The organism is Vibrio sp. 10N.247.311.51 (genome assembly GCF_041467855.1).
GTDB classification, from domain to species: domain Bacteria; phylum Pseudomonadota; class Gammaproteobacteria; order Enterobacterales; family Vibrionaceae; genus Vibrio; species Vibrio coralliirubri.
Genome location: NZ_JBFSVK010000020.1, coordinates 81,463 through 106,511, shown reverse-complemented (window position 1 = coordinate 106,511; position 25,049 = coordinate 81,463). Strand labels below are relative to the sequence as shown.

Below are 25,049 nucleotides of genomic sequence, written 5' to 3'. Positions count from 1 at the left end.
AAATTCCTGTGCTTTTATGGTGATTTAATATCGTAATACTGTCAGAAACCTTTCTAAAAACCTGCTCATAACCACCTGAGAATAATTATGCACAAAAAAAGGTTAAATCGTTTTCTCAATGAGACTGAAACACATCTTCGCTTTTATGTTCTTCTCCTCTCATACATGGATAAAAAAGAATACAGTGACTTTCGTGATCTCGCCTTATTCAATTATCAAGAGTTACAGCATCGCTTTCTTGAGATACTTTCTTTTAATCTTAAAGAAAGTGTAACCGCGCTAGAGAAAGGAGAACTGGTAGATAAAAAAGAGCGAGAATTAGATCTCTTGCTAAATAGGTTGCACGATGAGTCCGTTGATAATCTGCTCACGAGTGAGTTTACTTCTTGGCTAAAAAACGATAGAGAAAAGTACTTCTTCCACTCCATGCTCAAGGTGATGGTGATCGCTAAAGTAAATCTAGTGGAAAGACCAAATGATACAAAAGCCATTGGTGAGATATTATGGCCTCAACTGAAAGATAAGCAGTATTTAAAAGAGATAGAAATACGCAAAGGATTGGCTAAGGATAGAGCTTTCGAAAGAGTGTCCGATACTGAATATGCAACGGAAGAAGCTGAAAAAATCCTTCAAGAATGGGAAGAAAGAATAGAGAAAGGAAAGAAAGAAAAGCTCGATAATATCTGTCTCGATCCAACTCTAGATGCGGTGAAATTAGTTTGTAAGTTGTGCCCTGCTATTGATAAAGATAGCCACATAATCATTATCAACTATCTCACTTATCACTGTATCGCTGGAGATATAAAACTCAAAACAGCACAGGACCTTTTGTTAAGAATCAGAACTATGTATATCGAAGCTTGCAAAAATGTCTCTTTAAGTTGGGACATTCTAAAAACAGAAAACGACAAACTGATAGACAAGACTTATGGCCGATTACAGAGTCAGTATCAAATCTATAACCTGTTTTTTCCAGTAGAGGATACCAGCATTAAGAAAAAATGCATGGTGACGACATTAGACCTCTTGTTCACTACCTCGGCTAACTTCCCTCACCGTCTAAAGCTTTTAACGGATAAGTTTTCGTTGGATAAAGCAAATAGCGAAGATTTCCAAATAGCTTTAAATCAAAAGCAATGGGATATGCTTGTAGAACTAGCTAATGGTGATACCAAACCCAAAATCAACCGCACAATCAACAAGCTACTCAAGGCGGCTTACAAGGATCGTTTTAATAAAAAAACATAGATTGCTTACGGTTACTCAATAACGATTAAAATCGTAGAAATGATAGTAAGTGAGGGCGTACAGAACGTTGAAAGCAATCGTGTTTTACTGTTATCTAAGTTTGCTCAAAATAGAATAACGACTCAAGCTCTCAAACCTATTAACCGAGTAGGTACGACGTTGATATCTATTATGTAATTTTAGTCACGTAACACATAGATATTCCAAGAAAAATTAAAGCACAATTATTTTAATATCAGTATGTTACCGTCAAGACTAAACTCCTCACTAACGTATGCATTTAGTTAACATCACAGCTCAATACGACACCCTATAAGATTACTGAAAGGGGCGAATTGGTGAGAGCAGCAGTATTGTGCTTGAGTGAGTTGAGTTTGTTGCCACGCATCGATACGATGTTGGTGTGGAGCCATGATTGAACTTGTATGAGTAATGACTGCGGTCATTATCAGGGCTCACGTTAGGTGGTGAAATAATACGCAGCTATTGGCCTTTACAAAATTAACATGCACCATACCCTTCAATCATAACAAATAATTTTAGTAACAACAGTTGTAACAACAATAAAAATTTCAACCGACAAAAATAAACAATAACAAATAGATATAAATCCAGTTCAAATCTGGGAGGGCCACCAAATTAGAAAAGCCAGAACAGTTCACGCTGCTCTGGCTTTTTGCTTTTCTAGCCCTTTATCTTCTAGCTTAACGCTCAGCCCCATTCGTCCAGTTTCTTCTATGTGACTAAACATACTTTTCTTTTATAAAAAAATCGGCAATATGAGAGTACACAAATCATTCAATAGTTCAGGGAAGACTCATGAAAGACGAAACGCTCTCGATTCACTTCGGCTACGACACTGATCCAACAACCAAATCGGTTGCGACTCCTATTTACCAAACCGTTGCTTACGAATTCGATGACGCACAACACGGCGCCGACCTCTTCAACCTTGCTGTGCCAGGTAATATCTACACTCGCATAATGAACCCAACCAATGATGTGCTAGAAAAGCGCATGGCAGCCTTAGAAGGGGGTATTGCAGGCTTAGTGGTAAGTGCAGGCAGTGCTGCAATTAACTATGCGATTCAGACGTTGGCGCAAATCGGTGACAACATTGTTTCAACACCTCAGCTTTACGGTGGTACTTACACCCTATTTGCTCACATGCTGCCAAACCAAGGGATTGAAGTTCGCTTTGCTAAAGACGACAAACCAGAAAGCTTAGCGGCACTGATCGATGAAAAAACCAAAGCGGTTTATTGTGAAAGTATCGGTAACCCAGCAGGCAATATTATCGACTTAGAACGTGTTGCTGAGCTTGCTCACGCACAAGGTGTGCCTGTGATTGTCGATAACACAGTAGCGACTCCAGTGCTGTGTAAGCCTATCGATTTTGGTGCCGATATCGTGGTGCACTCGCTAACAAAATACGTTGGTGGTCACGGAACAACATTGGGTGGCGTGATTATCGATTCAGGCAAATTCCCATGGGCAGAGCACAAAGATCGCTTCCCGGTCTTTAATCAGCCAGAGCCTTCTTATCACGGTGTGGTATATACCGAAGCCTTTGGTGAAGCCGCATTTATTGGCCGTGCTCGAACGGTTCCACTTCGTAATACAGGCGCAGCACTGTCGCCCATGAATGCCTTCATGCTAATGCAAGGTCTAGAAACTTTATCGCTACGCATGGAGCGACACACAGAGAACGCACTGAAAGTAGCGGAGTACCTTCAGCAACATGAGAAAGTGAGTTGGGTGAGCTACGCTGGTTTACCCACGTCTGAGTTCTATCCGTTGGCTGAGAAATACATGCAAGGTAAGCCATCGGCGATTTTATCTTTTGGCTTGAAAGATGGTTATGAAGCAGGTGTTCGTTTCTATGATGCGCTACAAATCTTCAAGCGCTTGGTGAACATCGGCGATGCCAAATCTCTCGCTTGTCACCCTGCTTCTACAACACACCGTCAATTAAGCGAAGCGGAACAAAAACAAGCAGGCGTGTCACCAGAGATGATCCGCCTCTCTGTAGGTATTGAACACATCGACGATATCTTGGCCGACCTAGAGCAAGCACTGAGCGCTTAATGACGCTACAGCTAGCTCTAACACTGCTCGTTAACTAACAGACATAAAAAAGCCCATCACAGGATGGGCTTCTTATTATCTATGTCTTAGATAAGCTGTCGATTACTCAACTGTTACCGCTTTCGCTAGGTTACGAGGTTGGTCAACGTCGGTACCTTTGATTAACGCTACGTGGTAAGACAACAGTTGCATCGGTACAGTGTAGTAGATAGGCGCTGTTACTTCACTTACGTGAGGCATCTTGATGATCTTCATGTTCTCATCACTTTCAAAGCCAGCGTCTTGGTCAGCGAATACGTAAAGTAGACCGCCACGAGCACGTACTTCTTCAACGTTTGATTTCAGCTTCTCTAGCAAGTCGTTGCTTGGTGCAATAACGACTACAGGCATATCTGCATCGATAAGAGCCAAAGGACCGTGCTTAAGCTCACCAGCAGCGTATGCTTCTGCGTGGATGTAAGAGATCTCTTTCAGTTTAAGAGACGCTTCCATCGCGATTGGGTAGAACTCACCACGACCCAAGAACAGTGTGTGATGCTTATCAGCAAAATCAGGAGCTAGCGCTTCGATCTCTTTATCAAACGCTAATGCTTTCTCGATATCAGCAGGCAGTTGGTGAAGTGCTTGAACGATTTCAGCTTCTTTCTCTTCATTGATGCGACCTTGTAGACGACCAATTGACGTTACCATCATCAGCATCGCTGCTAGTTGAGTTGTGAAAGCTTTAGTAGAAGCAACACCGATCTCTGTTCCTGCGCGAGTCATGAATGCAAAATCAGATTCACGAACCAGTGAAGAACCCGCAACGTTACAGATAGTCATTGCTGACATGTAACCCTTCTCTTTTGCAAGACGAAGTGCAGCAAGCGTATCCGCCGTTTCACCAGATTGAGACAGAGTCACCAATAGGCTGTTCGGACGAACAACGAAATCACGGTAACGGAATTCAGAAGCAATCTCTACGTCACAGCTTACGCCAGCTAGAGATTCAAACCAGTAACGCGCTGCCATGCCTGAGTTGTAAGACGTACCACATGCGATGATCTGCACGTGTTCAACCTTGCTTAAGATCTCTTCCGCTTTAACACCGATTGCATTAGTGATTACAGAAGTGTCAGAGATGCGACCTTCCATTGTGTTGATCAGCGCTGTTGGCTGCTCGAAGATCTCTTTCTGCATGAAGTGGCGGTATTGACCTTTGTCACCAGCGTCGTGTTCAGCGTTTGATTCAACGATTTCACGCTCAACACGCTCGCCCGCGACATCAAATACAGTAACATCACGACGAGTTACCTCAGCAACATCACCTTCTTCTAGGTACATGAAGCGACGAGTTACGCTTAGCAGTGCAAGTTGGTCTGATGCCAAGAAGTTCTCACCGACACCAAAACCGATAACGATAGGGCTACCAGAACGAGCCACAACAATGCGGCTAGGATCTTTGCGATCAACCGCTACCGTGCCGTATGCACCGTCTAATTGTTTTGCTGTTTTCTGTAGTGCTTCAACCAAAGAAGCTGAAGTGCGAAGTTCCCACTCAACTAAGTGAGCAATAACTTCTGTATCCGTTTGTGAAGTAAATACGTAACCACGCTCTTGCAGCATAGCGCGCAGTGCTTCGTGGTTTTCGATAATACCATTGTGTACAACGGCAATATCACCAGACATGTGTGGGTGTGCGTTCGCTTCAGATGGCTCACCGTGTGTCGCCCAACGAGTATGAGCGATACCTGTACCGCCAATCACTTGTTGCTCTTCTACTGCGTCAGCTAGCTCTTGTACTTTACCTAGGCGGCGTACACGAGTTAGGTTAGATTCAGTATCGACGACAGCGACACCAGCTGAATCGTAGCCACGGTATTCTAGACGACGAAGGCCTTCTACTAAAATTTCAGCTACATCACGCTGTGCTACTGCACCAACAATTCCACACATAGTTTCACTCCATCAATTTTGTTTTATTCCTATTGGCAGCAAGCAAAGGCCAGATCTTCATTAAGATCAATTATAGGAAGGTAAATGCATAATACTTAAATTTGTTTTTACGCTGGATCGGTCAGGATCACTCGAACATCATGTGATTCGATACTTGCTTGAGATTCTTCGCCTAAGTCTGTATCAGTAATCAAGATGTCAATGTGTTCCCACGCCAGCTCTAAGTTCGGGATCTTTCGTCCCACTTTTTCCGACTCAACCATCACGATCACTTCTCGTGACACTTCAGCCATTACTTTGCTCAGGCCAACCAGTTCGTTAAACGTGGTTGTGCCTCTATCGAGGTCGATACCATCGGCCCCAATAAATAGTTGGTCAAAATCGTAAGCGCGAAGCACCGACTCTGCGACTTTGCCCTGGAAAGAGTCCGAATGGGTATCCCAAGTGCCGCCAGTCATTAATAACGTCGGCTCACTTTCAAGCTCATTAAGCGCATTAGCGACGTGCAATGAGTTGGTCATCACAACCAAGCCACGCTTAGCATTAAGCTGCTGAATTAGGGCACCGGTAGTACTGCCACTATCGATCACGATACGGTTATGGTCGCGAATTAAATCTGCAGCGGCTTTTGCCAATGAAACCTTTCGAGTCGAAACTTGTTGACCCAGTTCTTCGTTGACAACCTCTTTCGGTAACGAAATCGCACCACCATAACGGCGTAAAAGCTGACCGTTTTTCTCTAAAGACGCCAAGTCCTTTCTAATAGTGACCTCTGAGGTTTCGAACTTAGCGGATAATTCATCAACACTAACCTCCCCTTTTTCATTCACTAGGTTAGAAATTGCATGTCTTCTAAGCTGGGTGTTTCGTTTCGACATTTAAAAAAGGCCATTAAGTTTCGATGTGAAACATATTATAGTTACAACGAAACTATTTAGTCCATTTATTTTGATCCAAAAAATTAATAAATAGCGATAAAACCTTGTCCTAAGACAATTGTTAAGCAGTGATATTGAACTCATTAGGTGGTAGAATCCGCACCCGAAAAGAAAAAAAATTACAAAACTGACTGTTATTTTTTTGCAACTTACCCCCTATATAGTGGGGTAAGTCACAGAAAACCGATATTGAATCAAAATCTTTTAGTCATAAAATGACTAAAATTGATGAAAGACTTACAACTCTGAAGGACATATTGGAAGTCCCGCGCTTTTACACAACAGGCACAAAATGTTGATGTAGCGGACCAATCTTCAGAACTTAAATAAATTTCAAATTGTAACAATACTTACCGGAGAGTACCTTCCATGAAAAAGACCAAAATCGTATGTACGATTGGCCCTAAAACTGAATCTGTAGAGAAGCTAACTGAACTAGTAGATGCTGGCATGAACGTTATGCGCCTTAACTTCTCTCACGGTGATTTCGCAGAGCACGGCACTCGTATCGCGAACTTCCGTAAAGTAATGGAAAACAAAGGTGAGCAACTTGCTATCCTTCTAGATACTAAAGGTCCAGAAATCCGTACTATCAAACTTGAAGATGGTAACGACGTAGATCTAGTCGCTGGTCAAGAGTTCACTTTCACAACTGACGCAACAGTTGTTGGTAACAAAGACGTAGTAGCAGTAACTTACCTAGGTTTCGCTAAAGACCTAACAGCAGGTAACACTATCCTTGTTGATGACGGCCTAATCGAAATGGAAGTTATCGCAACAACAGAAACTGAAGTTAAGTGTAAAGTTCTTAACAACGGTGCTCTAGGCGAAAACAAAGGTGTTAACCTTCCTGGCGTTTCTGTTCAACTACCAGCTCTTTCTGAGAAAGACAAAGCTGACCTTAAGTTTGGTTGTGAGCAAGGCGTTGATTTCGTTGCTGCTTCTTTCATCCGTAAAGAAGAAGACGTTAAAGAAATCCGTGAGCTTCTAAACGCTAACGGCGGCGAGAACATCCACATCATTTCTAAGATTGAAAACCAAGAAGGTGTAGATAACTTCGATTCAATCCTTGAAGCTTCTGACGGCATCATGGTTGCTCGTGGTGACCTAGGTGTTGAAATCCCAGCTGAAGAAGTAATCTTCGCTCAGAAGATGATGATCGAGAAGTGTAACCGTGCACGTAAGATGGTTATCACTGCAACTCAAATGCTTGACTCTATGATCAGCAACCCACGTCCAACTCGTGCAGAAGCGGGTGACGTTGCGAACGCAATCATGGATGGTACTGATGCAGTAATGCTTTCTGGTGAAACTGCTAAAGGTAAGTACCCAGTTGAAGCTGTTACTATCATGGCTCAAATCGCGAACCGTACTGATTCAGCTCTTAAAGCTGAGCTAGGTTCTCGTCTAGACAGCCCACGTCTACGTATCACTGAAGCAGTATGTAAAGGCGCTGTAGACACAGCAGAGAAGCTAGCTGCTCCTCTAATTGTTGTTGCAACTGAAGGCGGTAAGTCTGCACGTTCAGTACGTAAGTACTTCCCAACTGCAAACATCCTAGCTCTAACAACTAACGAAAAGACAGCTGCACAGCTAGTTCTTACTAAAGGTGTTAAGCCAGTTCTTGTTGACTCTATCGAGAACACAGACGCGTTCTACATCAACGGTAAAGAAATCGCTCTACAATCTGGCCTAGGTAACAAAGGCGACATCGTAGTTATGGTTTCTGGTGCTCTAGTAGCTTCTGGTACTACAAACACGGCATCTGTTCACGTTCTATAAGAATGAACCGATTCGCATAAAATATAAAAGAGGGCTTCGGCCCTCTTTTTTTATGAAACAAAATCTTGCCTAACTTTTCAGTACGCTGTATTATCAATCACAATAGAACTACGTACTGTTAACTTCCAATTGGCTCTTTCTAAGAGACGGATTAGCAGACTAGAAATCATATATAGATGAGGTTTGTAATGTCTAGTCCTACGCTCACTGACAAAGTATCAAAGATGATTCGCCAAGATATTCTTAATGGTGAGTTAACCCCAGGCCAAAAGCTTGTTGTTGCTGATCTAAAAGCACGCTACAACGTTGGCGCATCCCCTATTCGCGAAGCCTTGGTACAGTTATCTTGGAGCAAATACGTAAAGCTAGAGCCACAAAAAGGCTGCTGGGTATCTCCTGTATCAAAGAAAGAACTGAATGACCTATACGAAAGCCTTCGTGTTGTATCATCGGTTCTGCTTAAAAAAGCGATTGCAGCAGGTGATGAGAGCTGGGAACTGGATGTACTAACGTCTTACCATAAGCTATCGCGAGTACAGTACGTATCTGAAGAGTTTGACTGTGTAGAATGGGAAGAGCGCCACCAGCAATTCCATGTCGCACTACTTGAAGGGGCAGATTCAGAGAACATGTTTAAGTTCTTTGATGACCTAATTAACCAAGTGAAACGTTACCGCTTCCTCGCTATGTCTGCAGAAAGCGCATCTGATGATCTGTTCAATATTGATGAGCACGAAATGATCATGAAACTAGTACTCTCTAAGAATGTAGAACAAGCAACAGAACTGCTTGATCAACACTTACTAGGTTCAATGAAACGAATTGAAGAAGTTATCGAAGCGGCATGATGCCAAGATAGATTCTAACCAAATAAAAACGGAGCCCAACGGCTCCGTTTTTTTGTTTCCAGTACCACGACTGAACTACCACCCAAAAAACTCTTTGTGATGAGTATTGAGCAGCACAACCATAGGTAAAAAATACAATGCACTAAGTTGAAAGCCAAGAATGGCTAATGTGCCTATGGTTAACCTCACTAAAAAATCGACAAACATACCACGCCTCTTTTAACCAGACTGTATGATCCCCAAACTCTTGCTCCAGCTAACCTAATTCTACTGCTGCCTTTCAAGTTATTGATAAGACTAGCTAACCAGCTGAATTAAGTTAACGGTGTCATCCTTTTACATCTGGTAAACACTCTATTTATTACATCGTTTAACACGAAGTAATCTGAAGCAAAGTAGTTTACTTATTGTTCATTTTAGCTCAAATTTTCACCAGCATTAGACTTTAGTCTAACTGTATAGATTTTGTGACATAGGTCGCTCAAAAGTGAGATTCCTAATAAAAAGAGGGAAAGGAAAAAGGAGTCGGGGCGCGACTTGAAGAGGTGAAGCAAATAGAAGACAGGACTAGATAGAAGCGAGCCTAAGCGACATCATCATAGCTAGGACACATAGAGACCGTATTACGACCAGACGATTTAGATTCGTAAAGCGCAACATCCGCACACTTGTACGAGCGAGTACTGTTACTGGTTAAATCCGTAAAGCCAACACTCACTGTTACCTTAGTTCCGGCCGCTAGCTCAATCTCGATTCGTAAGCGATCCAATACGCGCTTTGCTTCTGGCAGTGAGGTGTGTGGCATCAAGAGTGCAAACTCTTCTCCTCCGACACGTGCAACAAAATCCGTCCCACGAAGACTGTCTTGCAGAAGCTTAGCAACACCAGAGATCACACGGTCGCCTTCGTCGTGGCCAAGTTCGTCGTTGATTCGCTTGAAGTTATCGATGTCGACTAAGGCTAAGCACGTGGTCGCTTCGTTCGGGTAACGCTCAACCAAGCGAGAATAGTAGGCCAACTGCTCTTCGAACTTTCGTCGGTTCCAGAGGTTAGTCAAAGAGTCACGTTCACTTAAGATCCTCAAACGTACCTCAAGCTCCTTCCTTACGGAAATATCAACCAACGAGGTGATGTAGTAACTGACTTTGCCTGAATTGTTTTTGACCGCATGCACTCGCATGATCGCAGTAAAAGGAATACGCAGCTTGTTCTTACACTGAACCTCCCCTTCCCATACTTCTTCTTGCTCTAAATGACTCCAAATAGCCGAGCTTGAGAGCACTTGGTCGGTATTCTCAAGCAACAGTTGCAATGCATTCTGACCGATCACTTGTTTTTTGCAGTACCCAGTCATGTTCTCAAATTCGTTGTTGATCATCATTGTGCGGTGCTGCTTGTCAGAGATCATCACTGCCGACATGCCATTCAATGCAGCGCGTGCCAATTTACTCTCCAGGCTTCGGCGTCGGTAGTGCGTCACCAGGTAAGCAAATGGGAAGGCGAAAATCAGCACCGTTAGCAATACAAACACTTCTTCTTGAGAGAGGTCACTTAAGCTCGGTTCAGCCCTATCCATCAATTGCTTCTGATTAAGTTGAATCAGCAAATGAACCTTTTGACTGTTCGCGAGCATAACCGTGTTAAAGGCAAACAAATTACCATCTTCAAAAACGTGTCCCACCTGATCATTGGAGATCGCATCCCACGTCTTAGGCGCGATATTTTTCAGATTGTAGCCTTTTCTTTCAGGAATAGAGTCTCCGAACAACTTACCGCTGTTATTACTCGCGATGAAGTAACCCGCGTCATTGAGAACTTCTGCTCTAAGATCGTTATCTGGTGAAAAACTCAGACGCGACGATAAGCCCCATACATCGAGATTGATGACGAGATAGCCTACTCTTTCGTCAGGGGTTTCTACGGGGGTAAAGACACGGATTACCGGCGAATAAGGGAAGGTGACTTCACCATGCTCCGTTTCAAGCTCAATACCCCAACCGCCAATCTGTTCGGCCTCTAGTTTTTGAGCGTATTGGAAGTAGTTAGAATCCGACCTATCTTGCAGTTGTTGAGGAAACGTCACTCTACCGGTATCAGAGGAGTAGTTAACGCGCACCAATTCTTTGCCTGTGATATCTAACAGATGGATTTGTGTATACCACTTCTGGTTCACCAGAACAGATTGCCAGACCTCTTCAAGTAGATGTTTGGTCTGCTCTGAGGGAGAGGAAGCAAAGTTAACCAAGCTCTGGCTATGACTGAGTAGCTCCATTACCGAGACTAACTGAGTCTTGAGAAGATCGTAATCTCGCTTGGCATACACTAACTGATGAACAGCTTGCTTAGCCGAGTAGTCAAAGCTCTGTTGTTTTACTTCTTTGTAACGCTGCAAATAATACAGACATACTGCAGAAGACAATATGATAGAGATAATCAGCAATGTAATTATTGATTTTTTATTTCGCATTGCTAACTCAGATGAATGGAAGTGCAGCGCGGGATTATAGCACTCTAAAAAATTAACAAAATAAAAGCCGCTTAAAAAAGCGGCTTTAAAGTTATTTTTTAAAGACTTATCGTCTAGGCTTTCAACGCACGTTCGCCTCGTGCGATGCCAACAACACCACTTCGAGCTACTTCAAGCACTTCCGTCACTTCAGACAGTGCCTGAATGAAGGCATCCAGTTTCTCGCTCGTACCCGCCATTTGAACCGTATATTGAGAAGCCGTGACATCAACAATCTGACCACGGAAGATATCTGCTGTGCGCTTCACTTCTGCTCGAGCAAAGCCGCTCGCACGTACTTTTACCATCAACAGCTCACGTTCAATGTGCTCAAGCTCAGACACTTCTTGTACTTTAAGTACGTCGATTAGCTTATGCAGTTGTTTCTGAATCTGCTCAAGCTGCATTTCGCTCGAGTTAGTAGTGACGTTCAAACGAGACAGCGTCGGATCATCGGTTGGAGATACGTTCAAAGACTCGATGTTGTAGCCACGCTGAGAAAACAAGCCAACCACACGAGAAAGCGCACCAGGTTGGTTTTCCATTAGTAGTGAAATAATGTGTCTCATATTATGTTCTCTCCGTTTTGCTTAGCCACATGTTATCCATACCCTCGCCTTTGATTTGCATTGGGTATACGTGCTCGGTGTCATCCACACTAATATCGACAAATACCAAACGGTCTTTCATCGCCAGTGCTTTTTCCAAACCTGATTCCAGTTCATCCGGAGATGAAATACGCATACCAACGTGGCCATAAGCCTCAGCGATAGCAGCAAAATCAGGAACAGAGTCCATATATGAGTTAGAGTAACGACCTTGATAAACAATGTCTTGCCACTGTTTTACCATGCCTAGGAAACGGTTGTTAAGGTTAATAATCTTAACAGGAATATTGTATTGCAGCGCAGTCGACAGCTCTTGGATATTCATTTGAATACTGCCGTCACCGGTTACCACAACCACTTCTTCATCTGGCTTAGCAAACTTAACGCCCATACCAGCTGGCAGGCCAAAGCCCATTGTGCCTAGACCACCAGAGTTAATCCAACGACGTGGCTTGTTAAACGGGTAGTACAAAGCAGCAAACATTTGGTGTTGACCTACATCAGAAGCAACATAGGCATCGCCATTGGTTACTTTATGCAGCGTTTCAATTACTTGCTGTGGTTTGATGCGCTCAGACGATTTCTCGTAAGCTAGGCAGTCACGCTCTTGCCACTGCTTGATTTCACTCCACCAGCTTTCAATCGCTTCTGCATCATTAGTGCCGCCTTGCTCAACGAGCAAGTTCACCATGCTCTCTAGAACTTTTTCAGCAGAACCTACAATCGGTAGATCCACTTTTACGTTCTTAGAGATTGAAGATGGGTCGATATCAATGTGCATGATCTTCGCATCAGGGCAGTACTTATCTAGGTTATTGGTCGTTCGATCATCGAAACGCACGCCAATACCAAAGATCAAATCCGCATTGTGCATCGCCATATTGGCTTCATACAAACCATGCATGCCCAACATACCCAAAGAGTTCTTATGGGTGCCAGGGAAAGCGCCAAGCCCCATTAGGGTGCTTACCACGGGTAAATTCAGTGCTTCTGCTAATTTTAACAGCGGCTTATCTGCCTCAGAAATAACCGCACCACCACCGACATAAAGTACCGGCTTCTTCGCTTCAAGAAGGGCTTTTAGTGCCTTTTTGATCTGACCTTTATGACCCGTAACCGTTGGGTTATACGAACGCATTTTAATCGTTTCTGGGTATTCATAAGGAAGCTTGATTTGTGGGTTTAAGATGTCTTTCGGCAGATCAATAACCACAGGACCGGGACGTCCTGTCGTTGAAATATAGAATGCTTTTTTAACGACTTCTGGGATATCTTCTGCTTTCTTAACTAAGAAGCTGTGTTTAACGATCGGGCGTGATACACCAACGATGTCACACTCTTGGAAGGCGTCGTTACCAATAAGGTTATTTGGTACGTTACCAGAAATAACAATCATTGGGATTGAGTCCATGTAGGCTGTTGCAATACCAGTAACGGTATTGGTCGCACCTGGACCAGAACACACAAGTACTACACCCGGTTTACCGGTAGAACGAGTATAGCCATCTGCCATGTGGGTAGCAGCTTGTTCGTGTCGCACTAATACGTGTTTAATTTCAGCAGTTTTAGCATGCAGCGCATCGTAGATATCAAGTACAGAACCACCTGGGTAACCAAAGATTTGTTCTACACCCTCTTCAATTAGAGACTGCACCACCATCTCAGCGCCGGATAACATTGCTGTTTCAGGTTTTGTTGTCATATTGCTCTCCTCACCAGTTTCCAATCATATTTGGTGAACATGTTGGGCTGGTTTTTCATAGTCTAGGGCTTATTCGTAGCCTAATTCGAAATACTTCCACTTTTTCGGCTATGGCTGTCTGTCGTGATAACAACAAACAGTAATACGAAACAACTTTAACGCTTTATTATCATCTGGTCTAACACCTGTTATTCGGCAACTGTGCCAAAAAACCAACTATTAGCTCAAAGCATCAAATAAAACCCACCCCAGCCCCCTATACTAGGTTTAAAAACTAGTTACCAGACAAAAAAAAGCACTTAATATTTCAATAGATCGCTATTTATCGATAAACCGCGAGCTTGCTGGTGTGCGCTTTCGCACATTGTGCTGTGTCATTAGATACAAAAAATCCCCCTAAAAATGCAATCACATTCGTAGGGGGATTTTTAAACAACTGAAAATTTATCTAAGCAGAAAACTACTTATCTTTAGGCTTTTCGTTGTACATTTCTTCGATTTCGTCTTGATACTTATCGTTGATAACTTTACGACGCAATTTCTGAGTTGGTGTCAGCTCACCATCATCCATAGAAAATGCTTTTGGTAGCAGTTTGAATTTCTTCACTTGCTCAAACTTAGCCAGTTCTTGCTGTAGGTCATTCACACGCTTTTCTAGCATCTCGACGATTTGGTGATGCTTAACAAGCTCAACGCGATCGTGATACTTGATATTAAGCTCTTTGGCGTACTCTTCTAGCGAGTCATAACAAGGAACAATCAGCGCAGAAACGAATTTGCGTGTATCAGCGATAACAGCAATCTGTTCAATAAAGTGATCTTTACCAATCGCGCCTTCAACCACTTGCGGTGCAATGTACTTACCACCAGAGGTTTTCATCAGCTCTTTGATACGATCGGTAATGAACAGGTTACCATTTTCATCAAAATGGCCCGCATCACCGGTTTTCAAGAAACCGTGCTCATCGAATGTCTTAGCGGTCTCTTCTGGCATCTTGTAGTAGCCGCGCATCACCATTGGACCACGAACAAGAATCTCGTCCTTCGCACCAATTTTTACTTCTGCGCCCGGCATCGACATACCAATCGAATCAGGGTTAAAACAGCGGTCATCCCAACAAGATACTGTTGCTGTGGTTTCTGTCATGCCGTAGCCAAGTTTTACGTTGATGCCGATAGCATGGAAGAAGCGACCAATAGTCTCATCAAGCTTCGCGCCACCACATGGCATGAAGTTGATGTTACCGCCGAGTAGAGCGCGCAGTTTAGATAGCACAAGCTTATCGGCTAGCGCATGGCTCTTCTTCAGCATCAACGATGGCGTACGACCTTCTTGGTGACAAACTGAAAGCTTTGCTCCCATGTTCACCGCCCAAGTAAATAGCACTTTACGAATAAATGGCGCTTTAGATACCTTCTCGTGAATCGCAGAGAAGATCTTCTCGTAGAAGCGTGGAACCGCACACATTACGGTCGGTTTCACATCGCTTAGCGCATCACGCACTTGCATCGTATCTTGCAGGTAGCAGTTGGTTGCGCCTTTATAGAGAACGTAGAACGTCCAAGCACGCTCAAATACGTGTGATAACGGTAGGAAACACAATGAGACATCATCTTTGCTTAAGCTAAGGCGCTCATCGTGGCCTTCTAACTGATAGCCAATATTGGTGTAATCAAGCATTACGCCTTTTGGCTGACCTGTGGTACCAGAGGTATAGATAAGAGTCAGCAAGTCGTCCATGCTTGCATCAGCAAGACGCACGTCAAGTTCAGCTTGTTGTGCTTCAACGCCACGCGCCATGAAGTCATTCCAAGATACGGCAAAGCTGTGTCCTTGCAGGTCGATGTCATCAGACATAGCCACAACCACCTCTAGCTGCTCGCACTCTTCAAACAGGCTAACCGCCGCATCGAATTGAACTTGCTCACCAACGAATAAGATCTTCACATCTGCATTTTGGATGATGTAAGAAGACTGTGCTGCTGTGTTCGTTGGATAAATCGGCACAGTCACAAGGCGTGCTTGTAAAGATGCAAAATCTGCCACGGTCCATTGAGGCATATTGTTCGAATAGATACCGATCTTATCCTGAACTCTCAGTCCTTGAGCCAACAGTGCTAATGAAAGCGTATCGATTTGTTGTCCAAACTGTTCCCAGCTAATGCCTTGCCATACATTGTCTACTTTGTGCTTCAAAGCTGTATGGTTGCCGCCTTGGGCAATTTGGTCACGAAGTCTTTTTACGATATGAAAATCTAAATTGGCCATCTCTTTACCTTTGGCTTACACCTGTAAGCTTTTTTGAGCGCACAAGTGTACCTCTGATCATGGAAAAGGCAACTGATGAAGCTCAAAGTTATCAGTAATAGTACGTCTAACGCTAAGTTTTCTACCCACTAAAATAGCGCGCATAAAAAAGCCCTAAGCCAGTCTCCTAGCTTAGGGCTTATAAATCATAGGGATTAGTGTCTAGTTAAGTGCCACGACTTCGCCACAGATCATCATTAACTGATCTCGTAACCAAATGTGTCCTTTATCCTTTTCACTTGATTCGTGCCAGCTTAGGAAGCCAGAAATCGCCGCATTATCGAATGGGAAATCTAGAATCTGAAGTTGCTCTTTGTTTGCTGCATGTTCAACCATCCAACGAGGAGCAATTGTTACTAGTTCAGATTGGCCTACAACGTAAAGAACGTTGCTTAAGCTCGTACCTTCGTAGAAAGGCGTGCAATCTAGGTCACGGTAAGCTTGCTCAGAGAAGCTACGTTGACCATGGATGCGAGACAGTTTTGCGTGCTTTTCGTTAAGCAGCTCTGCCGCAGAAACTTCACCGTTGATACGTGGGTGAGAAGCAGAAGCAACCACAACTAATTCGTCTTGGAAGATTTCAGTGCTTGAGAAGCCTTGCTCATCAAAACGAGCGTAATCGATAACGAAGTCGATTTCTTGGTAACGCATACGCTCAGAAAGTTGACGATCGAATTCAGCATCCATATGCAGTTTAACGCTAGGTGCTTGGTCGTTGATTGTCGACATAATCTTAGGAGCAAAACGCATGTCACAAGGGCTGCAAATCGCAAGTTTGAACAGGCGAGAAGACGACTCTGGAGAGAACACAGAACTTGGTAGTTCGTTACGCACTAATTGTAGCGCTTGGCGGATTGGACCAAACAACTGACGAGCACGTTGAGTCGGTTGAATACCACGACCTTGACGCATGAATAGTTCGTCGTTAAACATCACTTTTAGACGAGCAACAGCGTTACTTACAGCAGGCTGAGACATACCCAGATTGTGAGCTGCACGTGTAATGTTTTGCTCTTGCATAACTGCATCAAATACAGTCAAAAGATTTAAGTCGACTCCACGAAGTGTGCTTTCCATTCTGTAGCTTGCAATAGCACTCATTGCGTCTTTTTTATCTAACATTCAAGTTGCCTCTTGTCGGTTCGACAGCGTTAAATTGGTAATGGTATGAGAATAGATAACCACTAATTCTTATATTTATCAGACCGATGTTTTTCGGATTGACATTACTATTAACCAATACATCTCGAGCTACCAACAAGATTGATAAAGAATAATTTTATTTTATCTTAATGATTAAATAACATCTAAAAATCAGTAATTTATAGAGTTATAAAAAAATATAAAAAGCGTAACTTATGAGTTTGATTTCGACTTATTTAGCTGTTCTATCTTTTGGTTACAATTGTTACAATTTATTGAACCGATGAATTAGTTGGCCATCTGATTCAGAAATAACACTTATGAGTTAGGTGAGCGATGCATAACTTGGAAAGTCTACCTTGTCCCAAAGTTGCTTTCTTAAGTCATCTTGATTAGACCAATTCCCTGCTAATACCCACTCAACGAGTGCACTTGCCACGTCTGGATAGGTGACCACTTCAGCCTGTTTTTCACTGAGCCAAGCACGCAAGATAGCCGCATCTAAAAAGGTCATGGTTTGAGCTAATCCAAGAGCCTCTAGCGTCGCCACATTACTCTGTTGTTCGAACTGCCCTTCGAGTGGTTTGAGAAGCAATTTCTTCCCCAAAGTGAGGGCTTCAGATGGCAATTCAAAGCCGCCATTTGCGACCACACCAGAGCACTGATTGAGGTCGAATTGGAAGCCAGCATGACTGAGTGGTTTGAACTCAATATTTTCGACTCGGCTGTGCTCAATAACATCCGGGTGGTAACAGACAAAGTTGTGCGAAATAAACTTCATCAGCAGCTCTGAGATCGACTCAAGATCCTCAAATGGCAAATAGACCAACGTAAAGTCTTGTGCTGTTTTGGTTTGTTGCTCACCAACCAGCGTGTGAACGATAGGCGGCAAAATCGGCTGTTCAAAGTGATACCAGTGCAAGCCAATAGAGTGCTCGGTTGGGGCGAAATGTTGAATAACTGAATGTTCAATCCAGTTGCCCCCTTCTTTAGGTACATCATAACGAAACGCATTCTGGTGGCTTATCCCAATGCATGGCACACCTTGTCTCTTAGCCGCCCATGCAGTGACAGGCTCAAAATCATTAATCACTAAGTCATAAGGCGTAAGATCGATCTGGTTAATCTCACGGAGAAATCGCCAGATGTTGTTCTTCATGAATGTTTTGCCGTATTTAACCTGCCCCTGCTCGCTGTAAAAAGTTAAGCCGCTGCGGGTCTGATAGTTGCCAAACGCTTCCATCGAAAAGTATTTGCTCTCATCTCGCCCAGAGAACAGAAAGTCGACATCAATATTTTGCTGACGAAAAGCGACGGCCATTGCTCTCGCTCGAGCGATGTGCCCATTTCCTGTGCCTTGTACGCCATATAAAATTTTCATGCATGTTCCTTTAAATTTGCTACTTAAGCTCGGCAGTGGTTGCCAACAAAATAATTACAGGATGAAGCTGATAGCGAGGCTGGTACAAGCGATGCCCAAGGCTGCGCCAATCAGTACGTCCGTTAAAAAGTGCACACCGAGCAGGATTCGAGAGCCTGCAATCGCAGTTGCCCATACCAAGCTAAAGAGGTACAAGCTCGGATAGAAATGTCCAATTAAGGTCGCCATAACAAAAGCCGCAGCGGAATGCCCTGAAGGCAGGCTGTATTTATCGGATGGCACAATATGAGAGTGAAGCAGTGAAGAGAATTCAGCTGGTCTGCGGCGCTTGAGGGTGTTTTTAGCAAACCAGTAAATAGGTAACTCGATTGCGAAGGCGGTTAAGCCCACCAATAGAAAGTCTCGACCAGTGTTGCTATCGGCCAGCAGAGCAATCAAGGCAATCAAAACATAAAGGTGTCCATCTCCAGTATGAGACACCGCTTTACTGAGCGTTGCATGTTGCCCGCCATAGCGGTTGTTTAAACAGAAAACAGAAAATGCCACATCCCAGCGGACAATAGGTTCGATAGTACGCATACGATCTCCTTAACAATCCTTATTCAGTTAAGGCTCAAGTTATGCCCAACAAATGACAGTTAAGTGACGTTTTGAATGAACTAAAATGAAATTTCCCATGCTTGATAGGCTGGTCAATGGATCAAGTCAGGATGGAGACAGAAGCGACCGATAAAAATAAAGCGACCCAAGGCCGCTTTATTCTTCTATGTTTTCACTTCGTTATATAAGCAAGCAAACGCTACTTCTATCGTGTTAATGGTTATAGCGTTCGCTAATGATAATAGAGCTCGCTAATAATAGTAGTAGTGCTCGCAAATGATAATAGCGCTAAAGGCTATAGCGCTAATGGCTCGTGCTTTTTCACCAAACCGAAATCCGCCAATATCGCGTAGGCCGCAGGGATCATAAACAGCACCAGTAAGGTCGAGGCAAATATGCCGAATACGATCGAAATAACCAATGGCTGGATAACCTGAGCCTGTAAGCTGGTTTCCGTCAACAGCGGTAGCAAACCTGCCGCTGTCGTCATTGAGGTCAAGAATACCGCTCGGAAACGCTCGCGACTGGCTTTCACCACCGAGTCATGCACGCTATCTCCCTCATCGACATGGTGACGAATGTACTGCACCAACAAGATGGAATCATTAACCACAATCCCGGCAAGCGACACAAAGCCCATCATGCTTGGCATACTCAAAGAATGGCCAAGTATCCAGTGACCAACGACCACCCCAATAAAGGCGAGTGGAATGGCCAACATCACGACCACAGGTTCTAAGTAGCTTCTAAACTGATAGCTAAGAATCGCAAATACACCGAATAAGCCAAGCAAGAACCCTTTGCCCATCGAAGCGCCCGTCTTGGCTGCATCCTTGGCCTCACCTTCGAAATCAAAGCGTAAACCCGGGTACTTCTGAATAAGTTTGGCGGCTTCATCTTTTTGGAACTGAGCCAAAATCGCGGATGAACTCGCTTTCTTATTATCAATATCACCAAAGATACTGATGGTTCTCAGCCCATCAATACGTTGAATTCGTACGTAGTTACGTTGGAAATCTAATGTCGCCAACGTTGCTAGCGGGATCTGACTGCCATCTGAGGTAATGATTGGGAAGTTAGCTAGCTGCTGTATGTCGCCCGCTTGCTCCTTATCAAGACGCACTTCAATCGAAATATTCTCAACGCCGATTTGAATCTCATCCGCCGTTTGCCCAAAGAAAGCCGCTCGTAACTGAGATGCAATCATCTGCCCATTCACATTGTAGGTTTCCGCACCTGGACGAAGTTTAACTAAGATCTCTTCTTTACCCATGCGCATGTCATCAAGCACACCATGCACGCCATCAAATTGATTAAGGTACTCCTGAATATCCAAAGAAGCAGATTTCAACGCGCTCAAGTCATCATGCTTGGCTCGGATCTCGATAGCACGACCGCCTGGCCCCATCGTGGGTTGCTTGAACACCAATGAAATAGGATCCGCTAAATCGCCAATATCTTCACGCCACACATCAATGAAGTCATCGATAACCGTATTACGGCTCTCTGCTCCGCGTAAATCTAAGCGCACTGTGGCTAAGTGCGGGCCAGATTCATTGGCATCGGCGTTAGCATTGAATTGGCTAGTTATGTGCTCGACCAGTGTATTGCCTTCTTCAACCTCTTCGCTCCATTGCTTGTTCAAACGCTCAGCAGACGCGACAATTTTGTCGACCACTTTCTCGGTTTGAGACAGTGATGCGCCCGGCGGAAGAATGATACGCGCCTCGGCAATATCGCCATCCAGCTCCGGGAAAGGTTGAAACTTAACAACGCCACCCGCAATCAAGGCGACCGAAAGCAACAACAGCGTAATCACTCCGCCCATAAAGGCGTAGCGGAAGGTCACGACTTTCTCAACCATGTTCATCAAAGTGGTATTACGAAAGTTCTCAAACTTCTCAAGCAACACCACTTTAAAGCGCAGCGCTGGCTTATCATTTTTTTCTTTATGTAATGAATGAGATAAGTGATTAGGTAGAATCAAGAAGGCTTCAATCAAGCTCAACGACAGCACCAAAATCAAGACTTGAGGAACGGCCTTAAGCACCGCGCCCATCTCACCATCAAGAAACAGTAAACTACCGAAAATACACACCGTGGTTAGGAAAGAAGACAGTACTCCGGGAAGCACTTTCTTAACGCCGTTGTACACCGCATCATCAACACTCTGCCCCCGGTCTAAATGGGACGCTATCGATTCGGCGATCACGATGGCGTCATCCATCATAATACCGATTGCCATCAACAACCCGACCAACGACATAATGTTAATCGACAAACCAAGGTTGGCCATTAAGAACAAGCCACCAAGGAAGGCCACCGGCAACCCCGCCGCCACCCAAAATGAATAACGTAAGCTGAAGAACAACCACATGGTGGCGAACACCAGCACAATACCTTGCCAGCCATTGCTCACCATCATGGTTAGACGATCCCAAAGTACAGATGAGAGATCGTTGGTCATTTGTAGTGTCACGCCATCAGGAGCAATCGCGCTTTGATCTTCAACGAATCGTGTTACGTTCTCTTTGATTCGCAGCGCATCGTCTTCTTTATTCTTACTGATCTTAAGCAGTGCTGAAGGCTTGCCATCAAACAACACCTTCTGTTCATCAAGCTCAAAGCGGTCGGTTATTTTGGCTATGTCTCTCAAACGGATCACCGAGCCATTAGGCGCAGATCCAACCACGATGCTTTCCAGTTCAACGGGCGTAATTCGTCTCTCGTCGAAACGAATCAAGAAGTTTTTGTCTGGTGTTTCAACGTTACCACTCGGCAGTTTTACATTCTGTCGACCAATTTGATCCGCAATATCACCGACGCTCAAACCCAGCTGACGAATGGCTTGGGTATCCAGTTCCACTCGATATTGATGATCAGAGAAGCCGCTTACCTCGACCAAAGAGACATCGTAATCAAGCTTCATAGTACGCTTAAGATCTTCCGCATAAGCCTTAAGTTCTGGCCATGACGTTTCAGCTGTTATAGCGATATCAACAACCGGTTCATTCCAATCTAGCTCTTGAACAACAGGCGATTCAATCTCAGTTGGGAAGTCATTGATCGAGTTGATCTGGGTTTGCACATCCACCAGCATTCGGCCGATGTCCGCTTTCTCATTTAACTTGAGAATTAAACGGGCGCTGCCTTCGATCGCTTCACACTGAGTTTCTTCAATGTTGGCTAAGCCGTCTACTGCATCTTCCATTCGCACACACAAGCTCTCTTCCACTTCTTGTGGAGAAGCGCCGGGATAGACAATCGCAGCCATGATGTAAGGCGGATCGTAAGCGGGGAAGGTTTCACGTTTGATGGTTGATAGTGAGCTTATACCCAAGATCAACAACCCAAGCATCAACAAGTTTGCTGCTGTTGGGTGCCGAGAGAAAAACTTGATCATGACGCATTCTCCTGAGTATCAGACTCAAGTTCAGCCTCTTCAGAGTTGGACTCTCTCAGTAACATGCCTTCGATTGCTGGCAGGACATCATTGAGAACCAGTTTATCTCCAGCTTGTAGCTCGCCACTCACAACCACTTGATTGTCTCTGCGATAAAGCACTTCAACATTGACCACTTGCAAACGCTGATTGTCATCCATCAGATAAACCTTATCACCATGCAGTGCTCGCTCTGGAACCACCCAACTTAGATTCGCGACACCCTCAATCTCGGCTTTGACAAACATACCGTTAACCAAAGGCGTTGCGCTGTCTGGTTGCAATTGCGAGTAATCTTGAGCGATCTCAAGAATAATCCCCGCCGTCGCTTGGTTTTCATCAACCGTTTCGCTGATTCTTGCCACCTTCGCAGGCCAGCTAAGGTTCAAGTTGCCGCTGTTAAGTTGAATGCTTGCTTTGATCGGCGCTTCATAAGGATTAGGGATCCCTGCAGCATCGCGAGGAAACTGGTTAAAGCTGGAGGCTAAAGTTTGCATATCGTGAATAGAAAGTTGCGCCTCCACTTCCATGACATTAATCCCGTGAGCAATAAACATCTCTTGTTGAAGATTAACCACTTGATTTTGTTCGATATCAACCTGAGCAATTCGCATCGCTCTTGGCAAAGTGATGGTGGTCTTATCGAGAGAGCGTTGCGCCTCTTTCACTTTAGATACATTGACCTTAATCACCGCTTCCGCGACGCGTTTTTCATCTGGCATTAACGCGATTTGGTTCGCGATATCCAACACTAGCTTCTGTTGAGACAATGCGCTTTGTTGTTGCAGGTCGACATCAGACTGAGAAGTCAGCCCTTTCTTACGCAGATCCTGTTTCCGCTGTAGCTCTTTATTGCTGATCACTAAGCGATTCTTTTCGATCTTAAGAGTCTGATTCAGGTTGTCTTCTTCTTGATTCAATTTCGCTAATGAGGTTTGGCTTGATTTTAGATCCGCCTCTGCTTGTATCAGTTTCAATTCGTAATCCAATGGATCAACCTTGAGCACAACCGTTCCTTCAGGAATCACCTGGCCTTTTTCAAGATCTGGATGTCGATACACGATCTGTCCTGTCACCTCAGCAATCGCTTTCCATTCAACTTTAGGCACCACTTTGCCAAAGCCGACCGCTAACGGCGCTATCAGTTGTTGTTCTAGGCTCACAGTATCAACTAAGCGAGCCCTATCACCCGCAGGTTTGGTTGGAAGATCCGGCTTCAAGTTAATCGCGGCGACAAGGCCAATCACACCAACCGCAAGTGCTGGAAAGAAGAGTAGTTTTTTATTTATTTTCATTATCTTTGGTCCTGCACGGAAGAAGGGCTCGGCGCGTTGATAAAGCCTTCAGTCATCAGTTGAATGTTGTGTTCGATTAAACGATTAAGAAATTCTTCATTAATTTCAATCCCATGGATTGCCAATAAAGGCGGCGGAGCGATGAAAGGAAACACCATCAAGCTTACATACGAAACACGGCACAATTTTGGATCCATGTTCTGTTTTAAGATGCCTTGTTCAACCAACTTTTCAAAAATGACATCTTGGGCTGGCTTTGCAACATCGAGGAAAACCTTTTCGAGCAACTCTCTTTGCACTTCAGAGGGAGGCATATTCATCACTTGGGCTATCAAGCGCGGAAACTTCGGCACCTTGACCATCTCTTTGTAGTAAGTCCGCATTAAATCAAGAAAGTTCTCATGACTGCTTTCTTCAACCAACCTTTGCATCTGCAATTGCATCGGTCGTAGCGTTTCACGCAGCATCGCTTCAAACAACCCGGCCTTACTGCCAAAGTAATAACGGATCATCGCAATGTTCACACCCGCACGCTCAGCAATCAGGCGTGTCGAGACCTTGTCGTATGGCTGAACGACAAACAGATCACGAGCATGCTCAATCAATAACTGTCGAACATCTAAGTTCTTTTGAGGTCGCCCCGCTTTTCGTGCCGTCATGGCAAAAATCCATCCCTATAATTAATCATCTGATTAATTATAGAGATAAACAGGCGTAACAGTAGAAGATTAATTACTCACTATTTAATCAAGTGATTAATTAATCTGGTCACGCTTGTGATTTTTTTGGTGAATCGTTCCATCAAAAAGATTTACTACAAAGTTTTAACCTACACATAAGCCAAACGATAAACTAACCCCCCAATACAAAACCACCAATCAGATGATTTAGCCAATAACACAGTACAAAACAGCACAAACCAAACCAAAACGTCGCCAATGCACGCTGATATTGGATTTTCTTGTTTGACGCTCAGAATAAATTGCGGTAAATATGGTGTTAACAGTTTATTTACGGATATTTGTGTAATGATTTTTTCTTCTTCTCGACTGCTGAAACTTCTCCTTATCGTGAACCAATCGCGCGGGTAAGTTGTGGGTCAAGAACTACACAAATATTAAAACCCGCGCTGAGCGGGTTTTTTTGTAACTGGCACTTTTAAAAGAACATCATTCTTAATAATAATTTGGATAGCAATCGATTCATTATCGATATAAGGAAGCAC

General features: G+C 44.0%; 16 protein-coding genes. 4 read left to right on the top strand and 12 right to left on the bottom strand.

Annotation, left to right across the window (positions count from 1 at the left end):
- Window positions 1-87 precede the first annotated feature (87 nt).
- The gene (locus AB6E85_RS17445; protein WP_372143371.1) at window positions 88-1,248 is read left to right on the top strand and encodes a hypothetical protein; all 1,161 of its coding nucleotides are present in this window, start codon (window positions 88-90) and stop codon (window positions 1,246-1,248) included.
- Window positions 1,249-2,067: 819 nt separating this feature from the next.
- Window positions 2,068-3,336 carry an O-acetylhomoserine aminocarboxypropyltransferase/cysteine synthase family protein gene (locus AB6E85_RS17440; protein ID WP_372143370.1) on the top strand — a complete coding sequence of 423 codons (1,269 nt, stop codon included), beginning with the start codon at window positions 2,068-2,070 and terminating at the stop codon, window positions 3,334-3,336.
- Between the two features lie 102 nt (window positions 3,337-3,438).
- On the opposite strand, the gene glmS is transcribed toward AB6E85_RS17440, so the two are convergent.
- Both glmS and AB6E85_RS17430 read right to left on the bottom strand, forming a co-directional pair.
- Window positions 3,439-5,271 (bottom strand): glutamine--fructose-6-phosphate transaminase (isomerizing), encoded by a 1,833-nt coding sequence (gene glmS / locus AB6E85_RS17435; RefSeq protein ID WP_048614889.1) that lies wholly within the window; start codon window positions 5,269-5,271, stop codon window positions 3,439-3,441.
- 107 nt (window positions 5,272-5,378) lie between these two features.
- Window positions 5,379-6,149, bottom strand: coding sequence for a DeoR/GlpR family DNA-binding transcription regulator (locus AB6E85_RS17430; protein ID WP_248384559.1), 771 nt, complete (start codon window positions 6,147-6,149; stop codon window positions 5,379-5,381).
- A gap of 429 nt (window positions 6,150-6,578) precedes the next feature.
- Between AB6E85_RS17430 and pykF the strand changes: the two genes are divergently transcribed.
- Both pykF and AB6E85_RS17420 read left to right on the top strand, forming a co-directional pair.
- Window positions 6,579-7,991, top strand: a complete 1,413-nt coding sequence (gene pykF, locus AB6E85_RS17425) for a pyruvate kinase PykF (RefSeq protein WP_017061403.1) — start codon at window positions 6,579-6,581, stop codon at window positions 7,989-7,991.
- Window positions 7,992-8,167: 176 nt separating this feature from the next.
- On the top strand, window positions 8,168-8,839 hold the full coding sequence (locus AB6E85_RS17420; protein ID WP_080582236.1) for a GntR family transcriptional regulator: 672 nt from the start codon (window positions 8,168-8,170) through the stop codon (window positions 8,837-8,839).
- A gap of 583 nt (window positions 8,840-9,422) precedes the next feature.
- Here AB6E85_RS17420 and AB6E85_RS17415 read toward each other — a convergent pair.
- The 10 genes from AB6E85_RS17415 to AB6E85_RS17370 form a co-directional block, all read right to left on the bottom strand.
- Entirely contained in the window at window positions 9,423-11,306 is a 1,884-nt protein-coding gene (locus tag AB6E85_RS17415) for a diguanylate cyclase (RefSeq protein WP_372143369.1), read from the bottom strand.
- 113 nt (window positions 11,307-11,419) lie between these two features.
- The gene (ilvN, locus tag AB6E85_RS17410) at window positions 11,420-11,914 is read right to left on the bottom strand and encodes an acetolactate synthase small subunit (RefSeq protein WP_008219984.1); all 495 of its coding nucleotides are present in this window, start codon (window positions 11,912-11,914) and stop codon (window positions 11,420-11,422) included.
- A gap of 1 nt (window position 11,915) precedes the next feature.
- On the bottom strand, window positions 11,916-13,655 hold the full coding sequence (locus AB6E85_RS17405) for an acetolactate synthase 3 large subunit (RefSeq protein ID WP_048618189.1): 1,740 nt from the start codon (window positions 13,653-13,655) through the stop codon (window positions 11,916-11,918).
- Window positions 13,656-14,115: 460 nt separating this feature from the next.
- Window positions 14,116-15,924 carry a long-chain fatty acid--CoA ligase gene (locus AB6E85_RS17400; RefSeq protein WP_372143367.1) on the bottom strand — a complete coding sequence of 603 codons (1,809 nt, stop codon included), beginning with the start codon at window positions 15,922-15,924 and terminating at the stop codon, window positions 14,116-14,118.
- A 201-nt stretch (window positions 15,925-16,125) separates the two neighbouring features.
- Window positions 16,126-17,085 (bottom strand): transcriptional regulator LeuO, encoded by a 960-nt coding sequence (gene leuO / locus AB6E85_RS17395; RefSeq protein WP_019826889.1) that lies wholly within the window; start codon window positions 17,083-17,085, stop codon window positions 16,126-16,128.
- A gap of 346 nt (window positions 17,086-17,431) precedes the next feature.
- On the bottom strand, window positions 17,432-18,487 hold the full coding sequence (locus tag AB6E85_RS17390) for an MJ1255/VC2487 family glycosyltransferase (RefSeq protein WP_048609658.1): 1,056 nt from the start codon (window positions 18,485-18,487) through the stop codon (window positions 17,432-17,434).
- A 54-nt stretch (window positions 18,488-18,541) separates the two neighbouring features.
- Window positions 18,542-19,066 (bottom strand): phosphatase PAP2 family protein, encoded by a 525-nt coding sequence (locus tag AB6E85_RS17385; protein ID WP_017068816.1) that lies wholly within the window; start codon window positions 19,064-19,066, stop codon window positions 18,542-18,544.
- Between the two features lie 316 nt (window positions 19,067-19,382).
- Window positions 19,383-22,490 carry an efflux RND transporter permease subunit gene (locus AB6E85_RS17380; protein WP_372143365.1) on the bottom strand — a complete coding sequence of 1,036 codons (3,108 nt, stop codon included), beginning with the start codon at window positions 22,488-22,490 and terminating at the stop codon, window positions 19,383-19,385.
- Window positions 22,487-23,824, bottom strand: a complete 1,338-nt coding sequence (locus tag AB6E85_RS17375) for an efflux RND transporter periplasmic adaptor subunit (RefSeq protein ID WP_372143363.1) — start codon at window positions 23,822-23,824, stop codon at window positions 22,487-22,489. Before AB6E85_RS17375 ends, AB6E85_RS17380 begins: the two co-directional genes overlap by 4 nt.
- Window positions 23,824-24,483 (bottom strand): TetR/AcrR family transcriptional regulator, encoded by a 660-nt coding sequence (locus AB6E85_RS17370; RefSeq protein ID WP_048609655.1) that lies wholly within the window; start codon window positions 24,481-24,483, stop codon window positions 23,824-23,826. The genes AB6E85_RS17375 and AB6E85_RS17370 overlap by 1 nt, the downstream gene beginning before the upstream one ends.
- Window positions 24,484-25,049: the final 566 nt, after the last annotated feature.